Origin of the sequence: Thalassomonas actiniarum, assembly GCF_000948975.2 — a bacterium.
GTDB classification, from domain to species: domain Bacteria; phylum Pseudomonadota; class Gammaproteobacteria; order Enterobacterales; family Alteromonadaceae; genus Thalassomonas; species Thalassomonas actiniarum.
The window spans coordinates 5,190,525-5,214,715 of record NZ_CP059735.1 but is presented as its reverse complement, the minus strand read 5'-3'; the positions used below and the strand labels follow the sequence as shown (position 1 = coordinate 5,214,715).

Here is a 24,191-nt window from a genome sequence, read left to right as displayed (position 1 = left end):
CTGCCGGGAAATGCCGGCTTCTTTCTCCTGTTTTCTCCACACCTCTTTTCAACAGCGAACAACAGAGATCTTACCGTATTCCCCCTTGTTTCCCCCAAGAGCCAAGCCCCCTGGAGCCTTAAGCTGGGGTCAGGAGATTTCAGCGAAAAATCCTGAGAATGGACTATGTGCTCTTTGCCAGTGAAAGCCGGCAGGGAGGCAGAAATTTATGGGCTAAACCTGTGCCAAAAGTGACGAAAAAATCGCCGGTGCGGGGATTGAAAAAAGGTAAAGATGATGGCGAGAAAACAACCGAGATCTGAGTTTCAGCGAGATGTAGACGATGTCTTGACGGAAAGCATCAATAACAACCGGGGCGCCCGGGAGTTTATTTTAAGAAATACCGCCAGGATGGCCAAGGAAATAGAAGATCGCTTCGGACCGGAATTGGTTCAGGTGTATATCAAAGGGAAGTCCTCATTGAAGCTGATGAAGCTAAACACCATGAAAGCGGACTCTAATGAAGAAAAGGCGGAAGAATTGGGCTGGAGTGATTTTGATAATCAGATCATCATCAACCCTTATCTTCCCCGCACCTGGTGGTATGAAATTTTTAACCAGATCCATTGTTACTTGCGCGATGAATATCTGCCTTCGGTGCGGGATACCTTTATGGTGAAAGCCGAGCCGCAAACCCCGGACGATTACCAGGCGCCCCATATGGCGCAAGTGCCTTTCGGCCAGAAACTGCGCCGTCAAATCGACCTTTACGGCCCGGAAACCGAACTCAAACATGCCCAGAAAATGCAGAGCCATGTGTTGCTCTGTCTCGGCAATGAATACCTGCATCCGCTGAATTTCTTTGATAATACCCGTACCGTATTCGGAAAAAGGCCGGATAAAGACATAGATTTTATGTCGGAGGACTTTACCGAGGCCAATAACTTCTTTCCCCCTTCAGTGACGGTGCTAAAAGGAGAAGACGGTAAAAAAGTTAAATCGGACTCTTCTATCTGGATCAACTGCACCATAAGTAAGTTCCTGTTATATCGCTTGATTGTGCGCTACAGCTCTCCCGGGGTAAATTTTAACGGCGAAAAGTGCCGGGACGATATCAATGGCGAAACCGGTAAGTTCAGGGGGGAGGTTATCGATATTTCCATTCCCCGGCGTGAAAGCGAAGAAACCATCAATTACTGGTCCAGGTTTAAAGGCGATCTGCATCAGCTGACGGATACCAATACTTATCTCAGGGATTTGGTTGCCAAGAAAAAATTACCTGAGCTGGCGAAAATGAGGGCGCTCAGGGTACCCGGCTGGGAGTACCAGTTGCAGGAAAATGTCATCATGCTGCATGAGGTTTTAACCTATACCAGCGGCTCGGCGCATAAATTCTATAAACGGCTGGAGCGGGCCTGGCCGGCGTTGACCGCCATTGAGCAGTCATCGGAAAAACAAAAGCTGAGCAAATTAAATTCCGCCTTGTTCAAGCATATTCCCGAGTTGCAGCAGCATTATCAGTTTTACAACCAGGATGCGATTAAGTCTTTTTATAAACAATTTGCCGCCATTTTGCGGGAAGATTATCACTGGGATGTGCTCGATAAAGAAGCCAGGCAGGAGCTGGTGGTCAAGTATCTGCCTGCCATAGAGCAGCTGGTTCAGAAGCACAGCGATACCATAGAAGATTTGCTCAATAAATTTAATGTGGAAAAAGATGGTGAGGACGAGAAAAAAAGCGCCAATTATATTTTAAAAGATGCCTTTTCGGTGAAAGAAAGCGACCGCTTTGATTCACAGCAGGAGAAAGAAGAGGCGATAGCGGCGGCCAATCAAGCAATTGAAAATTATAAGGAATTGCTGCGCCATTTGTTTATCGTGCATGAAAGCAATAAGGCTTTTGGCCGTAAATTCCATCTGGATATTGCCCAGATCTACCGCATCAATACCTTTCGAATGGGATTGGAAGAGTGCTGCAACACAGGAAAAAGGCCTAAGGAGATCGAGCTCTTGCTCGGAGAAGAGCATGAGCCTTATTTATATACCGGAGAAGACAGCTCTTATGATATGGACAGCAAGGAGCTGGGTCCTTCCATTGAACTGCAGCCGATGAGCAAAGCGCCTAAGAAAGAGAGTTCATCCTCGTTAACTAGCCAGGAGGAAAATCAGGTGGGATTTGGTTTAAAAGGCAAGCTGTCTTTGCAGGATGTGCTCGATAGCACTTTGGACATCGAGAAGGAATATATTCCGCAAAGTCCGAAGCAAGTGTTAACCACGGTTGATGAACATGAAGCGCCGCCGGCCAGCTGTTATTTTTGCGGCATCTTAAGCAGCAGTTTAGACCTTGCCATGCGCATGAAGCTGTTTAATGTTCAGGAGCTGGGTTTGGACTACTTCTTCCCTGTGGTCAATCTTTACCTTAAATGTACCAAAGGGCAATGGGCAAAACTGAAAGAGGCTTACCTGATAGACAAGCAGGAAAATCCGGATCCCAATCAATTTATCTGGCAGCAGAAGTCCCTCGCTCCCCATAAAATCCGGGTGATTTTTATCGACAGTGAAAATCAGGGGCTGGCGGTTCAGCATGATACCGCTATTGTTGAATTTGATAAGGAATTAACCACGCAGCGGGTCAACGATCGCCTGGGGATCAATACCCTGTCGCAGCAGGCGGATCACTTATATAACTGCATTGCCGGCATGAATGCCCGGTTAATTGAAGTTTATAAGCGCTATAAAAATGAAGAAGAAAGAGACAAGGCGGCGGTAGAGGTTTATCAGTCGGATCCTTTGCGTGCCACAGAAATTCAGGCGCGGGAAAAACACCTGAAAACTCTGGCCGATAAAATGCAGGATATTGATACCTATCTGCTCAAGCCCCTTAAAGATATCTATGGCCAGCTTTGTCCTTTGAAAAAACTGGTGAACAAGGCGGAGAAAAAAGGCCATATCCGAGATCTGCTGGAGCGTCATAAAGAGCTGAGCATACCGGCAGAAAACATCGTTAAGCTAATTGAGCAAGGTATCGTTAAAGGCACGGATGCCGGTAAAAATATTGTTGCCAAACGCTATGGCGAATTCGGTATCACCGACGAGCATGTCAATGAGCTTATTTTGGCTGCCAATGAATTGCGCGGGCAAACGGAAGCCTTGAAAATCAATCCGAGAAAAGATCAGGCGCTGGTGATGAAGGCATTGCAAAAAAGTGCCGACAACCTGGAAAACAACCAGGAAAGTTTGATTTTTGCCCGGGGTAATAATGACCGCGGGGTATTAATCGAAGGTCGTCCTTTCCGCATTCTGCGCGAGCCGCAAATTAATCAGTATTTCCATTATTACATCGGGAAAACCCGGGACTTCTACCTGCTGCACTGGCTGGATCATAAAAGAGTGCATTATAAATCCAACATTACCAACTTCAGGACGCAACTGTCCCGCTGGATAGAGATGCCGGATCCGAGCAAGCGTAATGGTTCATAAGCAGTTGACTAATTCATACATTGAGGAGATTAAATAATGGCGAAAGGCAGAACGGCATTTCAGCGGGATATAGACGATACATTGACGGAAAACTTTAATAATGTGCCCGAGGTAAGGTGTTTTCTTTTAAGCAGGATCGCCAAGCTGATCCGGCACCTGGAAGAAAGCTACGGTGACGATATCCGTATTTTTATCAAGGGCGGTTCATCGCTTAATATCATGAAAAATGTGGTCTCGGGCATAGAGCCGAGCAAATGGAGTGATTTTGACAACCAGATCATTATCAATCCCAACTTGCCGGTTTACCGCTGGTACCAGATCATGTCGGAGGTACATGGTTATCTTAAAGAAGAATACATGCCCAGGTTCCAGCAGGACTGGGAAGCTTTTTTAACCTGTAACCGCAAGGAGCTCGACGGTTTCCAGCAGCAGGGATTAAAGCTGTTTAAGGGCAAGTTGATCGATAATAAAATTTTTGATTACCCGACGCTGGAATTGACCGTCAACCAGGGCAAGGGGGAAGATCCCCGTAATTTGGACGGTAAGAAAAAAGCAAGTGCCCCCGAGGAGACTTCTGAACAAGAAAGCCAGGAGCCGTCCCTGGAGATGAAAGAAGTGGTGAAGGCGCCGATCCCGAAAGAATCTGATGTTAAGGTGCCGGTCGAGCCTGAGCAGGTTGTGGTCGAAAAGCAGGTGTTGCAGATGAACCTCACCCTGGATAAGAAAACCCAGAGCAATATGGTGTTTAACTCCGGCATGGCCTTGCTGCATCCGTTAAACCATTTTGACAATGCCATGATCATTCCGGAAATTGGCGAGTCGATTTTAACCGTGATGGAAGAGCAAGGGCTGCACCCGGATGAGGTCTTCTATAACGCCTACTTCCCGCCGGCCCCGATGGAGCTGGATACCACCTTGATAGCCACGGAAAACCCTTATTCGAGTTCGATATTGGTCAATACCTCGATTTCCAAGTTTATCCTCTACCGGGTAGTGGTGCGCTATAAAACCTACGACTTCCAGGTGGATGGCAGCCCTAAACTGTCGGCGGGTAAAGAGTATGCCTTTGGTCCGGGGCAGAAAATGTTTGATAGCCGCTCCATTGCCAAGTTCCGCGGCGAGCTGCTTGATATCAGTATTCCAAGAAGAGATTCATACGAGGCTATTCAGCAGTGGGTACAGGTAAAAACCATGCCTTTGCTGTATAAGCCCGGAGAAGGGCATAATGCCGTGTGGGTCAATGTACCTGACTGGCGTTATCAGTTGAACGAAAACGTGCTCTTGATTTTGGAAGTTTTCGGCAATATGAGCGGCTCACCCCATAAGTTTTATAAGCGGGTGATGCGCGGCTGTAATGCCGTGGAAGCGATTCATCAAAGTTATATCTCGCGTTTTGGCGAGTTTAACCTGGGGGATCTTAAAACCGGCATGACGTCTGACAACTTTATCCAGGCATTTGACGACCTGGTGAAAAATAAGGCGTTGGCGTTTTTAACGCCGTTGATAGTCGACCTGTATAACGTGGTCCAGGACGATTATTTATTGAAAAGCATAGGCCCGGCCCTGGTTAAGTTTAAGGCATTAAAGTCGGTCGATATCGAAAAGCTTATCGGTGATGATATTGCACAAACGCTGCAGACGAACTGGAAAGAGCTGGAGCATAAAAACCCGGACTCAAGCTCCAGCGATACCTATGATGCCATCTTGATCAAAGAGGTGAAAAACAAAGACAAGCAGCACGGCGATGCCAATTACGCCAAGGCCCAGGCCATGCTCGGCTTTATGAAACTCTATGAAAAGGTGCACGAGGGCTTTAAGGTGCAGCTAGAATTTCTTGATCAGCCAAGTTCGGCGAAAGATATCTCTATCGTCAACGGCTTAAGGCAAGAAATAGAAGATTTACCTTTTGTTGATGTCTGTAGTTTCTGCGGTTTATTAAGTTCGATGATCCATATGAAGAGCATCACAGGCGAAGGGCTTTTTGACTACCATTTCCCCTTTGTTGAACTCTTTGTCATTACAGACGATAAAACCCCGGTGCAGAATATGATCCAGGCATTGAACAAACTCAATCCCAAATATCTGGCGGACGAATATATTCCTTACAATGCCAAAGATGTTACCGCACTGCCCAGTGTCCAGCTCTATTACCCGGGATTTGATTTGCCGATAGTTATTCGTATGGGTGAAAAACTGAGCCCGGAAGCGGCCTTCCACGGCGCCAAGGTTTTTGAGCAAACCGAGCTGGAAATCACCAAGAAATTAAGAAAACTACGTTTAGCCATTTCGGGGACACGTAAACAGCTGGTGCATGCTTTTGATCAAAAAGAGTCAACAAGCAAGCAAGTTCCCACCAGGGAGACTTTGCAAGAGAAGTTAGACGAAGATCGCAACCTGGTGAACCTGACCATAGATGAAGCCAATGTTAACAGTTATAACAAGCAGTTATTGCTGACCTTTAACCATTTGAGTACCGCGGAATTTATCGGCAACGATGGCGTGTACCGTATTTTACTGGCGCCGGAAGCCATTAAACATATGGACTTGAAAATTGCCCATACCGCCAGCTTCTTCCAGATGCACTGGTTAGATCACCACAGGACAGAGTATAAGACCACAGTAACCACCTTCCCGCCCAAACGCACGGATATCGGCAGCGGTGGTATTAATATTTACTCCAGTTTGAATACCTATAAGGCGCCGATTTCTTATTCGTCAATTTCAACCACCAATTTCTCCCAGCCGGTAGTTTATGCTAATACCACGGCGGCACAGGCGATTTTGGATATAGGGCGGGATACCAGCTGGTCAAACATAGGTGGCGATATAGCGCCGTTGTTGATGTCTCAGATGTTAGGTTTCCCGCTGGAAGTCGCCTCAGCGGCTTCACCTGAGGATGTGCGCCAGGGGCGTTTACGTCAGGTGCACAGATTTGACCAGCTTCTGGCGCCGGATTATCGCCATACGCCATTCCCTCCGGTGCAGCCGCTGCAACTGGCCGGCGTGCCGCAAACCATGACAGGGCCGGTGCCGGTGATGATGACATTGGTGAAAATAGGCAACCACTACTGGGTGCGGGAAGCCAATGGCAATCTGAGGGATATGGACAGGGACGGTAACTGTTTCTACCATGCGATATTAACCTATTTTGATAACAGCCCTCAGACCACCACAGATAACCTGCGGACGGCGCTGGCGGCTTATGCCGGTGGCCTGGACAGGATAGTGGAGGGTAATACCACCCGCTTGCAATATATTATCGACAATATCGGCGCCATCGAAAACAGTTTCCGCCCGGTATTGGGTTACCAGGATGTTGCTATCGGGGATATGGCCGCTGTGTACCGCGGTTTGATCCGAAACCTTAAAGGTTACCTGGTGGATCAGCTCGGCAACCGGGTGATCGCCGAGGATCAAATCCGGGCACATGAGGTCTTGCTCGATATTGATGCCGTGCATGACTGGACTGCGCAAAGGCTTAACCTGATTGCCGCCGCCAGGCTGTTTGTGCAAACGGGCAACCGGCCGCTGGAAAATACTCTGCCGACGGATAATGAGTTAGGACTAAATTAGCCTGCTTGCTGCCGGGGATAGTTTGCGCCGTTATTGGTATTCTCCGGTTAGCTTGGTTATGTAAAAACAAGAGCCCCAAATAAAATTGATTTATTTGGGGCCTTTATTTAACCGGTAAATCCTATTCGTCCCGGTCTTTATGCTGCTCAGGTATTGAGCTCGAATAATTCGTGCACGATACCAGAGGGATCCCTAAAAGCAGCATAACGGCCCCATCTATTCTGGTTGGGCGTGTCATGAATAAAAGCGATTCCCTTTGACTTTAACTCTGCTATTTTGCTGTCTAAATCATCAACCGTGAATAATAAGGTGGAGTTGGCATGATAGCCATGGTCATACTGGACTGCTGCCCCGGTGCCTTGGAATATGATGACTTCATGCTCCCCCGTCTTTAGTTTTATACAATCCTGGTGTGTTTCAATGAACTCCAATCCCAAAACCTTGGTATAAAACTCACAGGAAATATCGATATCCTGAACAACCAACAGGGTTGAAGGACTTTTCATCACTTGTCTTTCCACTCTTTTATGGTTTATAAACTTGCCCATTGTTGCTTCAAACCAAACAGATGGAAAAGACCTACAGATAAACAAATCACAGAGCTCCATAACCAAAAATCAGGACTGCGCCCCATTGGATCATTTATCAAAAAGAAACCTGCAATAGCGCGAATCAGGTAAATGGCTGTTATTAAAATAAGCGCTACACGCAGTAAAGGTAAGCGAACAATAAGACCTGCCGCCGAGAAGGCATAAAGTGACCAGGTTGAAAGCACGAGTACGATGGCAGCGGTTATTATCGTCGGTTGCATATTGCCTTGCTCTGCAAGCCTTGCCATATGCTCACCGGCACCAAAAAATCGGTACCAGGGAGCGCCAAAATAAATACAGCCGAGATGAATCATGGCAGCAAGGGCACTCAATACTCCGGCAATAATTAAGAAGATATTCATATTTTGATGAAGCCTTTGATGAAATTGATACGCTATCAAGCAGCAGAGAAACTTTGGGTTATACATTGCCAGGTTATAAACCTATGCTTTTTTGCCTGTCTTTCATGTTTGATTAGTCAGTTTGCTTGGCTTATGCCAGCTATAGATATGCTCTTTTGCTTTATTGCCACAGGGAGTCTGCCAATAACCTGAGCTAATATGTTTTGCTCCCAGTGACAGGTAAAACTTTCTGGCTTTAGTATTACAGTCCAATACTTCAAGATAGAGAGAGCTGCCTTGATAGTTTTCACAGGCCCAGGTGGCAGCTGCCGCTAACAACTTCGTCCCCAGACCCTGGCCTTTAAAGTTAGCGTGTATATGCAGGTTGTCTATAATGGTGCCATGTTCAGGGTGCTGTTCGCCATACGCGTAAATAAAGCCGCAAAGCATACCATTTTCTTCTGCTAACAATACCAACTGATTCGCGGGCTTTTCCTGTAAACGCCTGGTCCACACCGCTAACCTCTCATCTAATACTTGATGCTGGAGGTATTCGGTAGATAGGGCCTCGCTATAATTTTCTTGCCAGCTGAGGGTATGTAAAGTAGCTATATTGGTAATATCTTTATCGGTTGCTTCTCGAAATTCCATAGCCAAGTAGGGCTCCATTAAGCTGCTTACCTTGATTTTATTTTCCAGAAGTATGTCAGAGTCTTGTTTTTATTGCACCATTATCTGTGACAATACGGCTAATGACGGCGTTGAATTTAAGGCTTCTCTTCACCAGGGCACAGGCCTGCTTAGCATATGGTAAAAGTTTGCTGTTGTTTATAGCTATCACTTATAAAAACAACCTGTACCGGAGGGGACTGTAAGTGTAAAAAACACCAGGATTATTATTAGGGTAGCCTGATAGATTAGCAGTCTAGGCAGGCGGTGAATGCTGAATTCGAGGAGCTTTTTGCTAACAACATTATCGAGGGCCGGTATTTATATCAATAAGTTCTAGGTGAAAAAAAAGCAAAGTTCTATAGTGGATATGTCGGGTTGTTGCTTGTTTATTTAATCCATCATAATACGGTGGTTTTTTGCAGCTTCGATGTTCTGTAAGCCCGAATTAAGGTGTTGAAAATAGGCTAAGTAACATATTTGCTAACTGGAGGTGATTTATGTTTTTGGCTTCTCTGTATCGTAGATTGAAAAAAGTTTTATTGTTAGTCGTAATGGGGGTTACTTTTATAAGTTTGCAGGGAAATGCAGTACTCGATGGTCAGGTCTGGGTTGAAATTACCGAAGACACTGCACCTTTTACTCCCAAATATTGTGATTATCGATGGGTCGTGGAAGATCCCAGTACAGGATATAACGGTAGTGCGTTTATCCCGTCTGTTGCAGCCAATACATGGATTGGTTTAACTTGGAGCGGCAGTGATACTGCTAATGTCTATGCTGTTGATAAATCTAAAGCAATTATAAATAATCAATTCGAACATATGGTTCGGACTTTTAAAAAATGTTTCAGGAAGATCCCTAAGGCTTAAGGCATCCTATATCAAGGTATAAGGAAAGTTAAATTAACTTATTTAACCTAGCAAATTTTCAAGTTAACCATAGTGTTTCTTGCTCTGAAAAGTCATTAAAACGTTATGGTTTGCTTGCTCCATTTTTCTGAGCTTGTCTGACATTTTATGCTGGTTTCGTTTGACAGGCTTATTCAAGTAGCAATAGTCGTTTATTAGCTTATTTTCCGTTGAAAAACCTATTTTTCCATCTCCCTGACCAAGTGATATTTGAGCGCGGAGCATAAAGTGCTTTTGTGAGATATTACTTGGGAAGGGGGAGTACTTTGCTGCGATATAAAGTTATTCAGATAGGAGCTGAGATAAGGCGTCATTATCCCTGTGTGTTCAATGTCAAAGTGGTTATTCTACTCTTTCCCCTGCTATATGCCGTTGTGCGCTATAACCTGGCTGCCGGGGTGGGCTGGAGCCAGTTGCCTTTATATATTGTTAATAAGGCACTGGCGATGTCGTCGGTATTGGCTTTGCTGTTTGCCGGAAGGGCGGGCATTAAAGGCCGCCGGGGGTCAGCGCTGACTTTAGGGAAAATGGCACTGCATTGTGCTCTGCTACATGTGTTGTTTACCCTGGTGTTGTTACCGGCAGGTTATTACCCTAAATTTTCTCAGGTACTGTTAACAGCCGGCGACGAGCAGGTGCTGCAAATGGCAAGTTTCAGTGCTGTCGCCAACCTGGCTTTATTCTTTGGCCTGTTGTGCGGCTATTTGTTTTTTGTGATCAGCGTGGGGCATTTTACCGGTATGCTGCAAAAACGGCTATTGCAGTATTTGCAGATATGCGCGTTGGCCTATCACTTGTTGTTTCTCGGCGGTTATTCCTGGTTCACGCCAACTTCCTGGCCTGCTTATTTGCCCCCGGTGACTTTGCTTAGTTTTATTTGCGTATTGCTGCTGGTTTATTTTCTACAAAAAGCCTGGCAAAAGCGCTGAATTGATTGCTGTCTTGCTCGCTATTCCTTGATTCGTTTTAAACTTGCTAGCTTTGCCTTAAAACTTCGTTGATCCCGCCAATGCTTAAACCCTTTTCCCTTATATGCTGATGGCATTCATAACAACAAAACGTTTAGCGCTTATATCGGCTTTCTTTTAGCGATTGACCGGCTGAGATAAGCGCGCCATCAGCCATAAAAATCAGAGGATAAGGTATGAAGGATAAAGTGTTATTTAAGCACCTGTTTGCGTGCACACTTTTGGTGAAATTGGGCGCTTGGCCCGGTCGTGTTAAGTCTTATATTAAGTTGTGCTCTGCCAGTGTCTTGCCGGCAGTTTTCTTTTCGCCGCTGCAGCTTGCGGCAGCACCGGCGCCGCTTGTAGAAGATAAAGCCTTGGTGCAACTGACGCAAGGCTTAGCCGAGGCCGCCAAGGTCGTGGTAAATCCTTATCCGGTTAAGCCGGCTGCAGATAAGGCGGGGGATGCTCCGCTGGAGATCCATGGTTATATCAAGGCCGACTTTATTTATGATCTGGCGGGCAAAGGGGACGATGTCATTAACTATCAAAATATCTCCCTTGATAGCAATGTCGCCGAGGGCCATGTGCGTTTTCATGCCCGCCAGTCGCGTATCAATATCAAAAAGTCTTTTGCGACTCCTTCCGGGCCGTTAGCGGTTTTTGTCGAAGGGGATTTTCTTGGCGGCGGCGGCAACGAGCTGCTGACCAATTCTACGGGTTTTCGTATTCGCCATGCGTACGGCAGCTGGGGTAACTGGCTGCTGGGGCAAACCTGGTCAACCTTTGTTGATGTCAAATCCTATCCGGAAACCATAAACCTGGGTAACGCCGCCGGACAAACCCTGCTGCGTCAGCCCATGGTGCGTTACAGCACCTCTTTTGATGATTTTAAGCTGATGACCAGTTTGGAAAACCCGGAAACAGATCTTAATTTCGCCGACGGCACCGATAACGCTGTAGAGCAGGACAAGCAGCCGGACTTTATCCTGCGGGGAATGGTGAATAAATCCTGGGGGCATGTCTCGCTGCAGTATGCCCGGCGGCAGTTGGCGGCCTATGAAGAGCTAGATGGCCGGGAAGAAACGGCTAAAACCTCGGGATATGCCGTGGCTGTGACCGGTAAGTTCAAACTCCCGGGGCAGGACGATATCCGTTTTTCATTGGCTTCCGGCAAGGGGGCGGGCCGTTATATTCAGGAGTCTACCAATGCCGCCGGCGACCTTTATCTCGATGCTGATGACAAATTGAATTTGTCCGCCAATGACAGCAGCGGCGGTTACCTGGCGTACCGTCACTGGTGGAATGATAGCTGGCGTTCCAATTTCGCTCTGGGTTTTGCCCGGGTGGATCATAGCCATGGCGGGGAAAAATACAGTTACGACACTTATCTGGCCAACCTTCTCTATCAGGTTAATAAGCGCTTTTTACTCGGGGTGGAATATGCCTATGGCGAGCGGGAACTCAGCAGTGGCAATGAGGTCTCCAGCGGTGAAATCAAACGCCTGGAATTTAGCGCCAGGTACAGTTTCTGATTTTTGTTTGTCTATCGGCCTGCCCGGCCAGAGTTGAAACCTTAAATGTTTGGATGCCCTGATGAAGTTATTTGAACAGGCCACGGCGTTATGCCGTCGTGGCGAGCCGCTGATTTTTCGCCTGACCCATACCCTGACGCCGGTGTTACTGGTGTTGATCCTGGTATGTCTGGTTGCCAGCGCCTGGTTTTATAGCCAAAGGCAGGAATGGCTGGCGCAGCAGCAGGAAATGTCGCTGAAAAAGGCGCGAAAAGCGGCCTATCAGGCGGCAAATGAGATAGATAAGACGCTGAAAATGGTGGAAAGTGCGGCGCGCGCTCTGGCGTATGAACTTAATGCCGGGCGCACCCATATCGGCAACCTGGAGCAGCGGCTGCGGGAGCAGAGCAAAAATACCCCGTTGATCTTCGGTGTCGGCGCTGCCTACCGGCCGGAAGTGTTAAAAGCCTTTATGGCCGGGCAGCAGGCGCCGGTAGAAACCATGCCCTTGCTGGCCATGCGCGGCGGGGCAACTTCCTGGGGCATGTCCGGCTGTACTACGCCTGAGTTGCAGCCTTATTTGTTTGCCCCTTATTTAAGGCGCAATGATCAAAATAACCGCCAACGGGATCTGGTGATGGTCAATAAAGCCTACGACTATACCTGCGGCGATAAATTCTGGTATCTCTGCCCTTTGGGATTAGATCCGGTAAATTGTCCCAAGCCCCAGCTCGACAGCTGGCAGGAGCCTTATTTTGGCCAGGCGAGCCAGCGCATGGTGGAGGAATTCAGCCTGCCGTTTTATGCGCCGCAAATGCTGCAGCAGGACGGCCAGCCAAGCGGCAGTGTCTGGGCCAATATGTCGCTGCGCGATTTTAAAAAGCTGATGGCGTCGATGAACTTCGGCCATTCCGGTTATGGGTTTATCTTATCCCCCAAGGGCAAGTTTATTGCCCACCCGGATACGGACTACATTAAAACCGCCCGCACCATCACCGCCGAGCAGGTTGACGGCGGCGATGATCTCTATGCCTTGTTCAGCCAGGCCATTGCCTACGGCACCCGGGTGGGGGAGCATATCGACCCATTATCCGGCAATCCGGCGATCTGGGTGTTTGAACCTATCCACCGTACTCAGTGGGTGTTGGGGCTGGTCTATCAAAAGCAGGACTTGCTTGGTCATCCTAAGGTCGAGCGCTTGCAGCTCATTGCCATCTCTTTGTCGCTGATCGCTTTTGGGCTGTTCTTTTTGCTGTTGATGGTGCGCTTGTTTTCGCCGCCGGGAAAAAGGCGCTGGTGGAGTTACTCCTGGCTGGTGACGCTGTTTTTGTTTATCGCCATTGCCAGTGCCTGGCATACGGTGATCCACTATCCCATCTATAAAGACGGCAACAGCGTCAGCCTGGACGGTTACCGGGGAGAGAATACAGCGCCGACACAGCAAAGTCATATGATCATGAGCGAGTGGCAGGTGGAGCAGTTTCAGCAAGATATCAGCCGGGACAATAGCGATCGGCATCAGCTCAGCGGTATCGGACCGGTATTTATTCCCACCGGGGTGTTTATCCAGTCGCTGAATTTTGTCGATGCCAACAGCGTTAAACTCACCGGCTATTTGTGGCAGAAATTACCCGCAGACGCCGAAGGTTGTGCTTTGGCTGAGCAGCAAGTGTCGGATTCGCCGCGGCGTAAGAAAAACAAAACCGGGGCGCAGGAATTAAGTTTCTGGCTGCGGGATGAGCAGGGGAAATGTCAGCAGATTTCTGCCGGGGTGATTTTCCCGGAAGCCAAAGATATCGACAGCGCTTCCCCCTGGCCGTTTCTGGAGAGTTATCGCCACGCCTCGCCGGACGGCGGCCTCACCGTTGGCTGGTATTTTGATATCCTGCTGCGGGAGCGTTTTGGCTACCAGCTATATCCTTTTGATGTCGAAAATGTCTGGCTGCGCATGTGGCACCGGGATATCGGAAAAAATGTCATCCTGACCCCGGACTTGTCCGCCTATCCCGGCTTTAATCCCGTGTCCCTGCCAGGGCTGGAAGCGGATTTTGTCTTGCCGGGCTGGCAGCTGGTGTCGTCGTTTTTTGACTACAAGGCCCACGGTTACCGTACCAACTTCGGTTTGGGGCATGTCGAAGCCAAGCAAAACTTTCCCGAGCTGCATTTTAATATCATTTTAAAACGCCGTTTCCTCGGGGCCTTTATCGGTAATCTGATGCCGCTGCTGGTGGTCTCCGCCGTGCTGTTTGCTTTGGTGTTGAGTACCAGCAGGGAAGGACGGGTGGAAGTGCTGGGGTTTAGTTTCTCCGGCGTGCTTGCTTCGAGCAGCGGTTTGCTGTTCGGCGTGTTGATCGGCCATACCGAGCTGCGTGCCGCCCTTAAGGCTGCCGGACTGGTGTACCTGGAAAGCTTCTACCTGATCATGTACCTGATGCTGCTGCTGGTGATCTTAAACGCTTATATTTTTGCCAAATATCCTCACTGCAAGTTAGTGAAATGGTCGGATAACCTGCTGCCGAAACTTATCTTCTGGCCGCTGTTATTTTGCCTGATCCTGACAGTTACCTTGCATCAATTTTATTTATCTTTTTAAGGAGGGAGAACATGGATTTTGTTAACGGTTTTCGCCACGCTTTAGTTTTGCTGGTTATACCCGGTTTATCGGTGTTGCCTGCCTATGGTGGGGCAGCAAGTGCGGCGGATGACAAGTCTTTAACGGCCATTCCGAAAATATTCAGCCATGCCATTAAATACCAGGATCAGCAACTGGTGCTGCGCGATGAAGAAAAAGGGATCACTTACCCGCTAAGGGAAGAAAAACCGGCTTATCTGTTGGCGCAGTTTACCCGGGCGATCAGCGGCAACAAGCAAGGTCTGATATTCGATTTCACTGCCGGCGACAATACCGTCAACGGCACCTTATATTTCGGTTTAATCGACACCCAAAACAGCCGTTACCCCTTGCCGGTTTATTTTAAAAAAACGGCACAGATCATCGACGGCAAAGCCGAGGTGAATTTTAAGCAGCTCAGCGGCAAATACGATGCCACCGGCTGGCGTAAGTCCGGGCAGGGGGAGCTGGGTTACCGGGTGGTCAATAACCGGGGGCAAATGATCTTTGACGGCCAGGTCTCTTTTCTCTACCAGGGCGGTGAGTTCAGGGAAAGCCTGGGTTTTATACGCCCCCCGAGCATACACAATGTGACCGCCACCAGCGCCGTGCTGGCGTTTGAAACTAACTTTAACAGCTCGGCTACTATCCGCCTCAACGGCAAAATCGTGGCTCAGCCGGGACCCAAACGCCGCTTTGAAATTCCCCTGAACAATTTGCTGCCGCAAAGCAAATATCTTTACCGGGTGGAAGTTTTTGCTGCCGATGAAAAAAACGGCCAGGTGTATGAAAATATCCGCCGGGCGTCTTTTTCCACCGCACCGCTGGCGGGCAGCCGGAAATCTTTTACTTTTGCTTATGCTTCTGACTCCCGCAGGGGCCAGGGGGGCGGAGAGCGGGATTTTTACGGGGTCAATGCCTATATGCTGAAAAAGCTGACGGCGCTGGCGCTCTCCCAAGATGCGGCTTTTTTACAGTTCAGCGGCGATCTTATCGACGGGCGCAGCAACTCCATAGGGGAACAAAAACTCCAGTACCGTAACTGGCAACAGGCCATTGCGCCTTTCACCGGTGAGTTGCCGGTTTATGCCACTATGGGCAACCATGAAGGTTTGTTTTACACCTTTGAAGACGGCAGCGCGACCGGCATCAATGTCGACCGCTTTCCTTTTGCTACGGTGTCGGCTGAGGCTATTTTCGCCGATACTTTTGTTTTACCGGAAAATGGCCCGTTAAGCGAAGATGGCGCAGTTTATGATCCCGATAGCAGCACATCTGACGATTTTCCTCCCTATAAGGAAACGGTTTACACCTACCGCTACGATAATGTTGCCATGGTGGTGCTCAATTCCAATTATTTATTTTCCCGCTCGTTTAAATACTGGTTTGCCAAGCAGGGAAAAAGCGGCTCTTTGCTTGGCGGCGGCGGTCTGCACGGTTATATCATGGATCAGCAAATGGCCTGGCTTGAACAAACCCTGCAGGTCTATCAGGGCGATGACACCATAGATTTTATCTTTGTCACCCAGCATACCCCGGTGTTTCCCAACGGCGGCCACAAAAGCGACGGCATGTGGTATTACGGCAGCAATGCTCCCAGGCCTCATCTGGGGGGAGTGGGCCTTTCCCGCGGCATTATCGAGCAAAGAAACAAGCTGCTTGCCCTGATGGACAGGCACCCCAAGGTGTTCGCCCTGCTGACCGGCGACGAGCATAACTATGCCCGTACCCTGATCACCCCGGACTCCGATATTCACCCGCCGGGGTCGGCGCCCAGGGAAAAACTGCTGACCCGGCCGCTGTGGCAAATCAATAACGGCGCTGCCGGGGCTCCCTATTATGCCCAGGAAAAATTGCCCTGGTCGTCGGATGTGGTGACCTTTTCCATGCAGCATGCCCTGGTGCTGTTTCATGTCAGCGGCAAGCAGATCCGATTAGAGGTATTGGATCCCGATACCCTCTCCCGTGTGGATTAAACCAAGGGGGCTTTAGCTACCTGCATGTTCGAACAATGGCTCTGTCGAGCTTAAGTGTGTCCAGTAATTAACTATGGCGTATTAAATGACTTCAATAAACCAACAACTATTAACAACCCTGACCACGGCGCCGATATTGGATCGCCTGTGCCGCGCCGATATGGCGCGCTTACTGCCTTATGTCGAGCTAAAAGAGCTGGCTCCCGATGAGGTGTTATTCAACCCGGGTGATGAGGCGGATAGTCTGTATTATATTCTCGGCGGCGAGCTGACGCTACACTCGTCGATGCCGTCCGATATCACCCTAGATCATGGCTACCTGGGGGAAGAGCTATTGCTTAACCGCGCCAGCTATACCGGCGGCGCCAAAGCCAATAGCAGCGGCTGCCGGCTGTTGGCGTTTCACGGTGAAGATGCCAAACGCCTGCTGTCCCAGGACAGTACCATGATAGATTTATTCCTGGCCTCTTATACCCGTCACCACGACCAGGAACCCTGGGAAGTGAACTTAAACAGCGAAAAGCAGACGCAGGGGAAAAAAGGCCTGGTTACCTTACTGGGCTGGCTGCTGGTGTTTACCGTGCCGCTGCTGGTGTATTTTCTAACGGCGCCGCTGGATATCACCGAAAATGCCCGTACTTTTGTGTCCGTGTTCCTGGTGTCCATTTTTATGTGGGCCTTTAAGCTGGTGCCGGATTATGTCGCCGGTATGTTGTCGATTTTAGTGGTGCTGGTGCTGGGGATCACCCCCAGCGATGTGGTGCTGAGCGGCTTCCAGTCATCGGGCTTTTTTATGGCGATGAGCATTTTTGTGCTGGCGGTGGTGATTGTCGATTCCGGGCTGGTGTACCGCTTGTCTTTATTGCTGCTGAAGCTTACCCCTTGCTCGACCTTTTTTTACAACCTGATGCTGACCCTGATAGGCCTGCTGTTTACCCCGATTTTACCTTCCGCCAATGGCCGGGTCGGTTTGATTTCACCCTTGCTCAAAGATCTGCTGTCGTCGCTGAAATTTACCGCCCAGGGTCGGGATGCCACCCGTATGGCGCTGTCGGCCTTTTTCGGCGTCAGTTTGTTTTCATCGATATTTTTAACTTCCAAGGCGATTAATTTTCTGGTGTTTACCATGTTGCCGACCCAGGTGCAGGACAGTTTCCAGTGGAGCGACTGGGCACAGGCGGCGGCGATCACCGGGGTTACCCTGTTCGCCTTGTTTATGGTACTCAGTTATTTACTGTTTAATACCGATAAACATCCCGAGCTGGATAAGTCGCAGATCAAGCTGCAGCTGAATATTTTAGGACGCATGAGCCTTAAAGAGTGGGGGGCGGTTTTTGGCGTCTTGCTTTTGGTGGCGGGCATAGTGACTACCTCTATCCATAAGATCAAACCTGCCTGGATTGGCCTGGCGATCATGTTTATTTTCCTGGCCCTGGGCTCGTTATCGAAAAAGTCTTTTCGGGAAAAAATCGACTGGCCGTTTTTATTTCTGCTCGGCACCCTGATAGGCCTGACCCGGACCTTGAATTACCTCGGCCTGGATCAGTTGCTGGCCAATAAGCTTTCCGGCTTGCAGCAGCTGATGACGGATAACTTCTATTTATTCGTGCTGGTGCTGTTTGGCGTGATCTTAGTGCTCAGAACCGCACTGTCCACCATAGCGACCATAGTGATCGCTTCGTCGGTATTTTTGCCGCTGGCCAATATTGCCGGGGTCAATATGTGGGTGGTGGGCTTTATTATCCTGACCTTGTCAGAGGCCTTTTTGCTGCCCTACCAAAGCACCTATTACGTGTTGTTTAAAGGTATCAACAGCCCGCAACCCCTTTATCACGAGGGGGCCTTTTTACGATTTAATATCTGGATGACCTTATTCCGCCTGTTTGCGGTATACGCCTCGATTCCGGTATGGCGCGCCATGGAGATTTTATAATGAGCAGTAGAGTGAATAATGTTTTTAAAATTTGTTTTTTTATCGGTTTGGTGTTGTATCTGATCTGGGAAACCATTCAAAGGCCCCGGGTGTTGGTGGTGCAAAGTTATACCAATGAGTTTTCCTGGACTGAAGATATCGACCATGCCATCCGCCAGGTGCTGAATAAGCAGCTCTATGACGTACGTTACTATTATATGGATACCAAAAACCATTCCGATGCTAAGTTTAAGAAAATTGCCGGTTCGCTGGTGAGAAAACAAATCGATGACTGGTCGCCGAATGTCTTGATTGCCGTGGACGATAATGCCCAGAGCCTGGTTTCCACCTGTTATGTCGATACCGAAAAGCTGGATTTAACCGAAGAAGAGCTGGTCTTGCTAAAAGCCGACTTCCCGGATTTTGGCGACTGTTTCGACAACCATTCCGAGATGATGGTGATCTATGCCGGGGTCGGGGCCGAGCCGAAAGACTATGGTTTTACCGGGCAAAAACATATCGGCGGCATCACAGAGCGCATCGATATCCCGGCGCTAACGGATACCCTGGAGATGGTAAAATCCGGCCTGGACAAGTCTTCGCTGAAGATCATTGCCCCGGTGGATAATTCCACCACCAGCCATTACAACATTAAAAATGCCTTTCGCTCTTTATCCGAAACCTTGGCGCCGCTGGATATCAGCTTAGAGCACAAAGTGGCGGTGACCGCCGAAGACTGGCAGCGCAATATATTAGAGGCCAATGAGCAGGGGGATTTGTTGCTATTTACCCTGTATCACACGGTGCGCTGTGAAGCCAATGATGAAGCCAAGCGACTTTCTCCCAGGGATTTAATTCAATGGACCATGGCCAACAGCGAAATTCCCTCCATCGGCGCCTGGGGCTTTTTTGTTGAAGACGGCGGCCTGCTCTCCATCGGCGTTTCTCCCTTTGAGCAGGGCACGGTCGCGGCGAATATGGCGGTGGATTACCTGGAGCGCGGCATACTGCCCGGACAGCAGGATGTGAAGACCACCCAGCAGTCGATCATTTATATGAGGGAGCACAGGGCACAAAAGCAGGGCTTTGATTTGCCGATTATTTACCGTAATTTTTCCCGGGCGACAGAAAACTATATCAGCGAGTGTAATGCCGGTCTTAACGAATGTGCTGCCAATGAGCATAAAGTGCCGGATTTGCAGCTGTATTGTCAGAGTTAATCCCTGGTTTGAATAAGATTGTCTGCAGCAAGGGAGTGCCGGATATGATAGCTAAAATAAATGATTTGCTGAAAATCATTTTTTTCTTGTTATTGAGTGTCTGCTTAATCTGGCAGTCGTTGCAACGGCCGCGGGTGTTGGTGGTGCAAAGTTATGCCAATGACTTTTCCTGGACCCGGGAAATCGATAACGCCATCAGCAGAACCCTGGCCCCCTGGCATTATGAAGTGCGCCACTTTTATATGGATACTAAAAAACGCTCGAGTGACAAATTTAAAAAGCAGGCTGCCCGGCGGGTGAAAAAGCAGATAGACAATTGGTCGCCGGATGTGGTGATTGCCGTTGATGATAATGCCCAAAGCCTGGTATCGGGCTGTTATGTTAATGTCGAAGCGCTTGACCCGGCAGAGGTGGTCAAGTTAAAGCAGCGTTTGCCCGCCCTGGGAGAGTGTTACCGCCGCCATTCAACAATGAAAATTGTTTTTGCCGGTGTCGGCGCTGAGCCGAAAGATTATGGCTTTAGCGGGCAAGGCCATATCGGCGGCATCTTAGATCCGGTTGATGCAAAGTTTTTAAGCCTCAGCCTGCAGGAGGTTAAAAACCAGCTGGCAAAAGAGCAACTGAAAATTATTGCCCCGGTAGATGATTCGGTGACCAGCGCATATAACCTTAAACATTCCCTGCGTGAGCTGGCCAGGGAGTTAAAACCGCTGGCGATTGACATTGAATATCCTGTGATGGTGACGCTTGCCGACTGGCAACAGCAGATACAACAAGCCAGCCGCCAGGGGGATCTGCTGTTATTTACCTTGTACCATACCGTCAGGTGCCGGGCAGATAAGGGCAGCAGGCGTATTGCTCCGCGGGATTTGATCCGGTGGACGCTGGCCAACAGCAAGATTCCGGCGATCGGCACCTATGGCTTTTTTGTCGAAGACGGCGGTTATTTTGCTTTGGGGGTTTCGCCGTTGGAGCAGGGCAGCGAAGCCGCGAAAATGGCGGTGGATTATCTTGAACTCGGCATCTTGCCCGGAGAGCAGGCGGTGCGTACAACCCATCAGTCTATTGTTTATATGCGCGAACACAGGGCAGAAAAACAGGGATTTGACTTGCCTGTGGTGTACCGCAACTTTGCCAGGGCTACCGGCAATTACCTTAAAGGCTGCCAGCAAAAAAAGGGGGCATGCCGGACAACCCGGGTGCCTGATTTGGATTTATATTGTCGCAGCTAGTTCCGTTTGTCGCTAAACGGCTAACGGCATTTATTTCCCCGCGTTAACCGTGGTTTTTACCAAGTGACTTTGACCTTGGCTGTTACACTGGTTGCCGTTTGATGAAGTATCCCTACCTTAGCCGTTACCCTATTTCGCAATACGCACTTCGTCATTTTTTTCGATGCCAAGGAGTGTTTATGTCTGAAAAAAAATCAACTGGTTACCATACCGTTTATGAGGCCCTGGGCCATAGCTACCGTGCCTTGCTGGAAAAAAGTGCCTTGCCCGGGCGTAAGGAGAACAGTGTCACCTTCAATTTAAGCCGCAGGCCGGGCATTATTAATCTTTATCCCGAGCTTGCCGAGCCGAGCCGGGTGTTTTGGCGCTGCGATCCCCGCTCTCCCGAGCAGTTACAGCAACAATTGCTGTTGCCGGTGAAAAAATCAGGCTTTAGCTGGTTTGGTGGCGGCCTGGAAAATGGTGTCGACCGGCAAAGCGTTATTGGTTTATCCAAAACCATTCCGGGGGCGCTGTTCTACCCCGGTTACCCGAATAAGGGCCAGGAAAAAGTGTATCTGTACGCGGTGGAGCTGACCGGCGGCTATTGCGATCTCGACCGGATGCAAAGGCAGGTACACAGGCTGATTAATCCGGACGATAACGGGGTGATAGACAGTTATTACCCCTACGACCCCCGGGGCAAAGGTGAGCACGGCTGGTGCAGCCCCAGGCAGCTATACGGCGATGCCGCCACCGATAAACTGCCCTGGCATGATGTGGTCGGTTGCTGGCAAGTTGAGCGCAAACTGTTGTTGACCCGGGAAATCAATATCCGGGCCGGGGTTCGGGTGGCGAATTGGCAGGCAGCGGGCAAGCAGGTTTTGGCCTATCACTCAAACCAGGCAAAAGAGTGCTTTGAGCTTTGGTGCAAACAGCAGCTTGAAAATTTTTATTATTCGGCTGCCGGCATTATCAAGCTCAAAGGCAAGGCGCCGGAAAATGCCAAAGAAGCGGAAGCTTTTTATTACCAGCGTCACGGGGGCGGCGGCCCGGTTCATTATTCGCCCGGCGGTATTTCGTCAGACAAGCCAAAGGATAAGCCCTTGCTTAAACGCCGGACCGGGGCGGCTGACAAGGGGCGGCTTAACCGGCAGGGCAGCCTGAGTTTTGTTTCCCGAAAAGCTTATATCGACGGTTTTGAGTATCAACCGACTATAACGTGATTTCCCGTGTTTTGCTGAACTTTAGCTGCTTTTTTGCCGATAATCATCGCTGTTTCTGCGATGAAAGTGCCGATTATTCCAGCCTGGTTTCAGGTTAAGGTTTAAGCCTTGAAAAACAAGCATGAAGGATAAATTATGTCACCTTTAATCAAGGCGTTGGTTGCCGAGCATCTTGAGATAACCCAGGCGCTGAATAGAGTAAAACAGTTAGGTATTCAGTCACAGGAAGGGCGGGATACCTTGCTGGCGGCGAAAAAAGGCTTATTGGCACACCTGGAAAAGGAAGATCGGCTGTTATATCCGGCACTGAACCGTGCGGCGCAAAGCAATGAAAGCCTTAAGCGTACTCTAGCCGTTTTTGCGGCGGATATGAATCAGGTATCAAGCAGTGCCCTGGCTTTTTTTGATAAATATGCCTCAGACAGTTCCGGTATAGCGTTCGCTAAAGACTTCGGCGGATTATTTGCTACCTTAAGCCAGAGGATCCGCAAGGAGGAAAACATCCTCTATAAAAAATATGATGAAGTTAGTGGCTAACTTCATCAACTTTTTCTGGAATTAAAAACTCAGGTTACCGGTTATTGCGGCTCACTGTAGTCATGACTTCAAGGGCTAATGCTTGGCTGACATTAAGACTCGAAATCAAAGTCTGTCTTTTTGGTACGGTAACCGGGTTTTACCAGGATTTCTAAATAGAAAGATTCCAGGTTTTGTTGCTCGGCTTCATCGATACATTTGTTGATTTGTGACAGGTGGATAACACTGGCTTCTTGCTCTGTGGTGCCATATTTGCAATCAAAGTCCCAAAAATCGACATCGTCAGGCAAGGCTTTGTTGCGCTCTCTTTTGATGTACTTTTTCACCTCATATTTTATCGAGTCGACCAGTCTGGCAAGCTTGAGTTTAGGGTGGCTGAGCTTAAATGTCTTTTTCATGTTTATCCTGGGGGTTATATAACAGATCCGGGTTTACCGGGCATAGCCGGTATTTTACGTGAAATTACTTGCGTTAGCGATAACTGCAGTACGCTAATCTTTGTTATTGTGCATTAGCTGTCTACATCCCGCGCTTCTGTTCATGGTACTTTTTGGACACCTTCCGCCTGCTTCCTGTGTTTGACGGTATTTTTGCCGGTTTCTGACGAGTCTCTGCCCGCTGCTAAAGGTACATTAGCTTGCACCCGGGGAGTAGTTACTCCGGGTGTTATCAAGCTGGTTACCGCTTGCTTAGCGGTACGTTACTTCACCGGTTTGGTGTCAATCAACTTCACTCCCTAAAAGTCGATTGTTGTTGTGGGAATAACATGGTTTGTAGCTTTAGGCCGCATGGGCTTAGGGTTCATGTATTCCCACTTTTTTCCTCTTTTTATATTAGGGGTGAAATATTTTGTCTATATATAAGATGATCAGATATCAGGAGTTTACTCATGGCGATTACCCACGGATTATTAACTTATGAAGCCGAAGGCATGGAAGGAGGCCCGTATCACAGCCGTAAGTTGCATGTGCCGGGTGATACTTCCGGCCTGACCATAGGACGCGGTTATGACATGAAAGAGAAAAGCAGTGAGAAAATCAGTGCCGATTTAGTGGCTGCCGGGGTCGAATCACAGCAGGCCAAGCTGCTTGGCGGGGCGGCGGGGCTTAGCGGTAAAGAGGCCAAAGATTTTATCGAGAAGCACGGTTTAAGTGATCTTGAGATCTCCATGGATGCACAGGAAGTGTTGTTTAAGCAAACCTATGATGAGCTTAGCCGGGACGTTGAGCGCATTTGCAGTAAAGCGGATTGCGTGGCGGCGTATGGTGCGGTTGACTGGCCGGGGCTTGATGAAAAAATCAAAGATGTGCTGATAGATCTCAGGTATCGCGGCGATTATACCCCTGGCAGCCGAAAACTCATTCAGGCGTTTGTTGCAGCGAATGATCTTGACGGTTATAAACAAGCGTTAACCACCCGGGAAAATTGGCCAAACGTGCCTGAGGATCGTTTCAACCGCCGTATGGCTTTTCTTGAAAGCTAACCTAGCTTGAT

The 24,191-nt window shown here is 48.9% G+C and carries 18 protein-coding genes; 14 read left to right on the top strand and 4 right to left on the bottom strand.

Translation table 11 applies throughout. The features are described from left to right. Window positions 1–158: 158 nt before the first annotated feature. The 3 genes from SG35_RS22830 to SG35_RS22820 are packed head-to-tail and all read left to right on the top strand — an operon-like array spanning window position 159 to window position 7,032. Complete coding sequence (locus SG35_RS22830) at window positions 159–302, top strand: hypothetical protein (protein WP_160298203.1); 144 nt, start codon at window positions 159–161, stop codon at window positions 300–302. Continuing rightward, entirely contained in the window at window positions 274–3,459 is a 3,186-nt protein-coding gene (locus SG35_RS22825; protein ID WP_152646439.1) for a hypothetical protein, read from the top strand. The genes SG35_RS22830 and SG35_RS22825 overlap by 29 nt, the downstream gene beginning before the upstream one ends. 36 nt (window positions 3,460–3,495) lie before the next feature. Further along, window positions 3,496–7,032: a hypothetical protein gene (locus tag SG35_RS22820; RefSeq protein WP_044830432.1), complete on the top strand. Its 3,537-nt coding sequence runs from the start codon at window positions 3,496–3,498 to the stop codon at window positions 7,030–7,032. Window positions 7,033–7,178: 146 nt separating this feature from the next. On the opposite strand, the gene SG35_RS22815 is transcribed toward SG35_RS22820, so the two are convergent. The 3 genes from SG35_RS22815 to SG35_RS22805 all read right to left on the bottom strand — a co-directional run bounded on the left by SG35_RS22815 (window position 7,179) and on the right by SG35_RS22805 (window position 8,614). After that, the gene (locus SG35_RS22815; RefSeq protein ID WP_044830572.1) at window positions 7,179–7,538 is read right to left on the bottom strand and encodes a VOC family protein; all 360 of its coding nucleotides are present in this window, start codon (window positions 7,536–7,538) and stop codon (window positions 7,179–7,181) included. A gap of 26 nt (window positions 7,539–7,564) precedes the next feature. After that, on the bottom strand, window positions 7,565–7,984 hold the full coding sequence (locus tag SG35_RS22810; protein WP_044830571.1) for a hypothetical protein: 420 nt from the start codon (window positions 7,982–7,984) through the stop codon (window positions 7,565–7,567). A 102-nt stretch (window positions 7,985–8,086) separates the two neighbouring features. Further along, window positions 8,087–8,614: a GNAT family N-acetyltransferase gene (locus SG35_RS22805; protein ID WP_044830570.1), complete on the bottom strand. Its 528-nt coding sequence runs from the start codon at window positions 8,612–8,614 to the stop codon at window positions 8,087–8,089. A 518-nt stretch (window positions 8,615–9,132) separates the two neighbouring features. On the opposite strand from SG35_RS22805, the gene SG35_RS22800 reads away from it, so the two are divergent. The 10 genes from SG35_RS22800 (at window position 9,133) to SG35_RS22755 (ending at window position 22,697) form a co-directional block, all read left to right on the top strand. After that, entirely contained in the window at window positions 9,133–9,504 is a 372-nt protein-coding gene (locus SG35_RS22800; RefSeq protein WP_044830431.1) for a hypothetical protein, read from the top strand. A gap of 362 nt (window positions 9,505–9,866) precedes the next feature. Continuing rightward, a complete protein-coding gene (locus SG35_RS22795) occupies window positions 9,867–10,472 on the top strand; it encodes a hypothetical protein (protein WP_044830429.1) in 606 nt (201 codons plus the stop codon). Window positions 10,473–10,687: 215 nt separating this feature from the next. Then, a complete protein-coding gene (locus SG35_RS22790) occupies window positions 10,688–12,025 on the top strand; it encodes a DcaP family trimeric outer membrane transporter (protein WP_053042722.1) in 1,338 nt (445 codons plus the stop codon). 61 nt (window positions 12,026–12,086) lie between these two features. Next, the gene (locus tag SG35_RS22785; RefSeq protein WP_053042721.1) at window positions 12,087–14,597 is read left to right on the top strand and encodes a PDC sensor domain-containing protein; all 2,511 of its coding nucleotides are present in this window, start codon (window positions 12,087–12,089) and stop codon (window positions 14,595–14,597) included. An 11-nt stretch (window positions 14,598–14,608) separates the two neighbouring features. Continuing rightward, window positions 14,609–16,591, top strand: a complete 1,983-nt coding sequence (locus tag SG35_RS22780) for a metallophosphoesterase family protein (RefSeq protein ID WP_044830428.1) — start codon at window positions 14,609–14,611, stop codon at window positions 16,589–16,591. Between the two features lie 85 nt (window positions 16,592–16,676). Further along, window positions 16,677–18,524, top strand: coding sequence for an SLC13 family permease (locus tag SG35_RS22775; RefSeq protein WP_044830427.1), 1,848 nt, complete (start codon window positions 16,677–16,679; stop codon window positions 18,522–18,524). Beyond that, window positions 18,524–19,723: an ABC transporter substrate-binding protein gene (locus tag SG35_RS22770; RefSeq protein ID WP_044830426.1), complete on the top strand. Its 1,200-nt coding sequence runs from the start codon at window positions 18,524–18,526 to the stop codon at window positions 19,721–19,723. Before SG35_RS22775 ends, SG35_RS22770 begins: the two co-directional genes overlap by 1 nt. Window positions 19,724–19,767: 44 nt before the next feature. After that, entirely contained in the window at window positions 19,768–20,955 is a 1,188-nt protein-coding gene (locus SG35_RS22765) for an ABC transporter substrate-binding protein (protein ID WP_044830425.1), read from the top strand. Between the two features lie 179 nt (window positions 20,956–21,134). Next, window positions 21,135–22,160, top strand: a complete 1,026-nt coding sequence (locus tag SG35_RS22760; protein ID WP_044830424.1) for a hypothetical protein — start codon at window positions 21,135–21,137, stop codon at window positions 22,158–22,160. 135 nt (window positions 22,161–22,295) lie between these two features. Beyond that, on the top strand, window positions 22,296–22,697 hold the full coding sequence (locus SG35_RS22755) for a hemerythrin domain-containing protein (protein WP_044830423.1): 402 nt from the start codon (window positions 22,296–22,298) through the stop codon (window positions 22,695–22,697). A gap of 92 nt (window positions 22,698–22,789) precedes the next feature. Here the strand turns inward: SG35_RS22755 and SG35_RS22750 are convergent, their stop codons facing one another. Then, the gene (locus SG35_RS22750) at window positions 22,790–23,095 is read right to left on the bottom strand and encodes a DUF6172 family protein (protein ID WP_044830422.1); all 306 of its coding nucleotides are present in this window, start codon (window positions 23,093–23,095) and stop codon (window positions 22,790–22,792) included. 491 nt (window positions 23,096–23,586) lie between these two features. Between SG35_RS22750 and SG35_RS22745 the strand changes: the two genes are divergently transcribed. Beyond that, entirely contained in the window at window positions 23,587–24,180 is a 594-nt protein-coding gene (locus SG35_RS22745; RefSeq protein WP_053042720.1) for a pesticin C-terminus-like muramidase, read from the top strand. Window positions 24,181–24,191 lie beyond the last annotated feature (11 nt).

What these genes read in the sequence shown, in the direction of transcription:
- SG35_RS22830 (WP_160298203.1), top strand. Translation starts at nt 159, where the DNA reads ATGGACTATGTGCTCTTTGCCAGTGAAAGCCGGCAGGGAGGCAGAAAT.
- SG35_RS22790 (WP_053042722.1), top strand. Translation starts at nt 10,688, where the DNA reads ATGAAGGATAAAGTGTTATTTAAGCACCTGTTTGCGTGCACACTTTTG.
- SG35_RS22780 (WP_044830428.1), top strand. Translation starts at nt 14,609, where the DNA reads ATGGATTTTGTTAACGGTTTTCGCCACGCTTTAGTTTTGCTGGTTATA.
- SG35_RS22820 (WP_044830432.1), top strand. Translation starts at nt 3,496, where the DNA reads ATGGCGAAAGGCAGAACGGCATTTCAGCGGGATATAGACGATACATTG.
- SG35_RS22775 (WP_044830427.1), top strand. Translation starts at nt 16,677, where the DNA reads ATGACTTCAATAAACCAACAACTATTAACAACCCTGACCACGGCGCCG.
- SG35_RS22785 (WP_053042721.1), top strand. Translation starts at nt 12,087, where the DNA reads ATGAAGTTATTTGAACAGGCCACGGCGTTATGCCGTCGTGGCGAGCCG.
- SG35_RS22755 (WP_044830423.1), top strand. Translation starts at nt 22,296, where the DNA reads ATGTCACCTTTAATCAAGGCGTTGGTTGCCGAGCATCTTGAGATAACC.
- SG35_RS22765 (WP_044830425.1), top strand. Translation starts at nt 19,768, where the DNA reads ATGATAGCTAAAATAAATGATTTGCTGAAAATCATTTTTTTCTTGTTA.
- SG35_RS22770 (WP_044830426.1), top strand. Translation starts at nt 18,524, where the DNA reads ATGAGCAGTAGAGTGAATAATGTTTTTAAAATTTGTTTTTTTATCGGT.
- SG35_RS22825 (WP_152646439.1), top strand. Translation starts at nt 274, where the DNA reads ATGATGGCGAGAAAACAACCGAGATCTGAGTTTCAGCGAGATGTAGAC.
- SG35_RS22815 (WP_044830572.1), bottom strand. Translation starts at nt 7,538, where the DNA reads ATGAAAAGTCCTTCAACCCTGTTGGTTGTTCAGGATATCGATATTTCC.
- SG35_RS22760 (WP_044830424.1), top strand. Translation starts at nt 21,135, where the DNA reads ATGTCTGAAAAAAAATCAACTGGTTACCATACCGTTTATGAGGCCCTG.
- SG35_RS22750 (WP_044830422.1), bottom strand. Translation starts at nt 23,095, where the DNA reads ATGAAAAAGACATTTAAGCTCAGCCACCCTAAACTCAAGCTTGCCAGA.
- SG35_RS22810 (WP_044830571.1), bottom strand. Translation starts at nt 7,984, where the DNA reads ATGAATATCTTCTTAATTATTGCCGGAGTATTGAGTGCCCTTGCTGCC.
- SG35_RS22805 (WP_044830570.1), bottom strand. Translation starts at nt 8,614, where the DNA reads ATGGAATTTCGAGAAGCAACCGATAAAGATATTACCAATATAGCTACT.
- SG35_RS22745 (WP_053042720.1), top strand. Translation starts at nt 23,587, where the DNA reads ATGGCGATTACCCACGGATTATTAACTTATGAAGCCGAAGGCATGGAA.
- SG35_RS22800 (WP_044830431.1), top strand. Translation starts at nt 9,133, where the DNA reads ATGTTTTTGGCTTCTCTGTATCGTAGATTGAAAAAAGTTTTATTGTTA.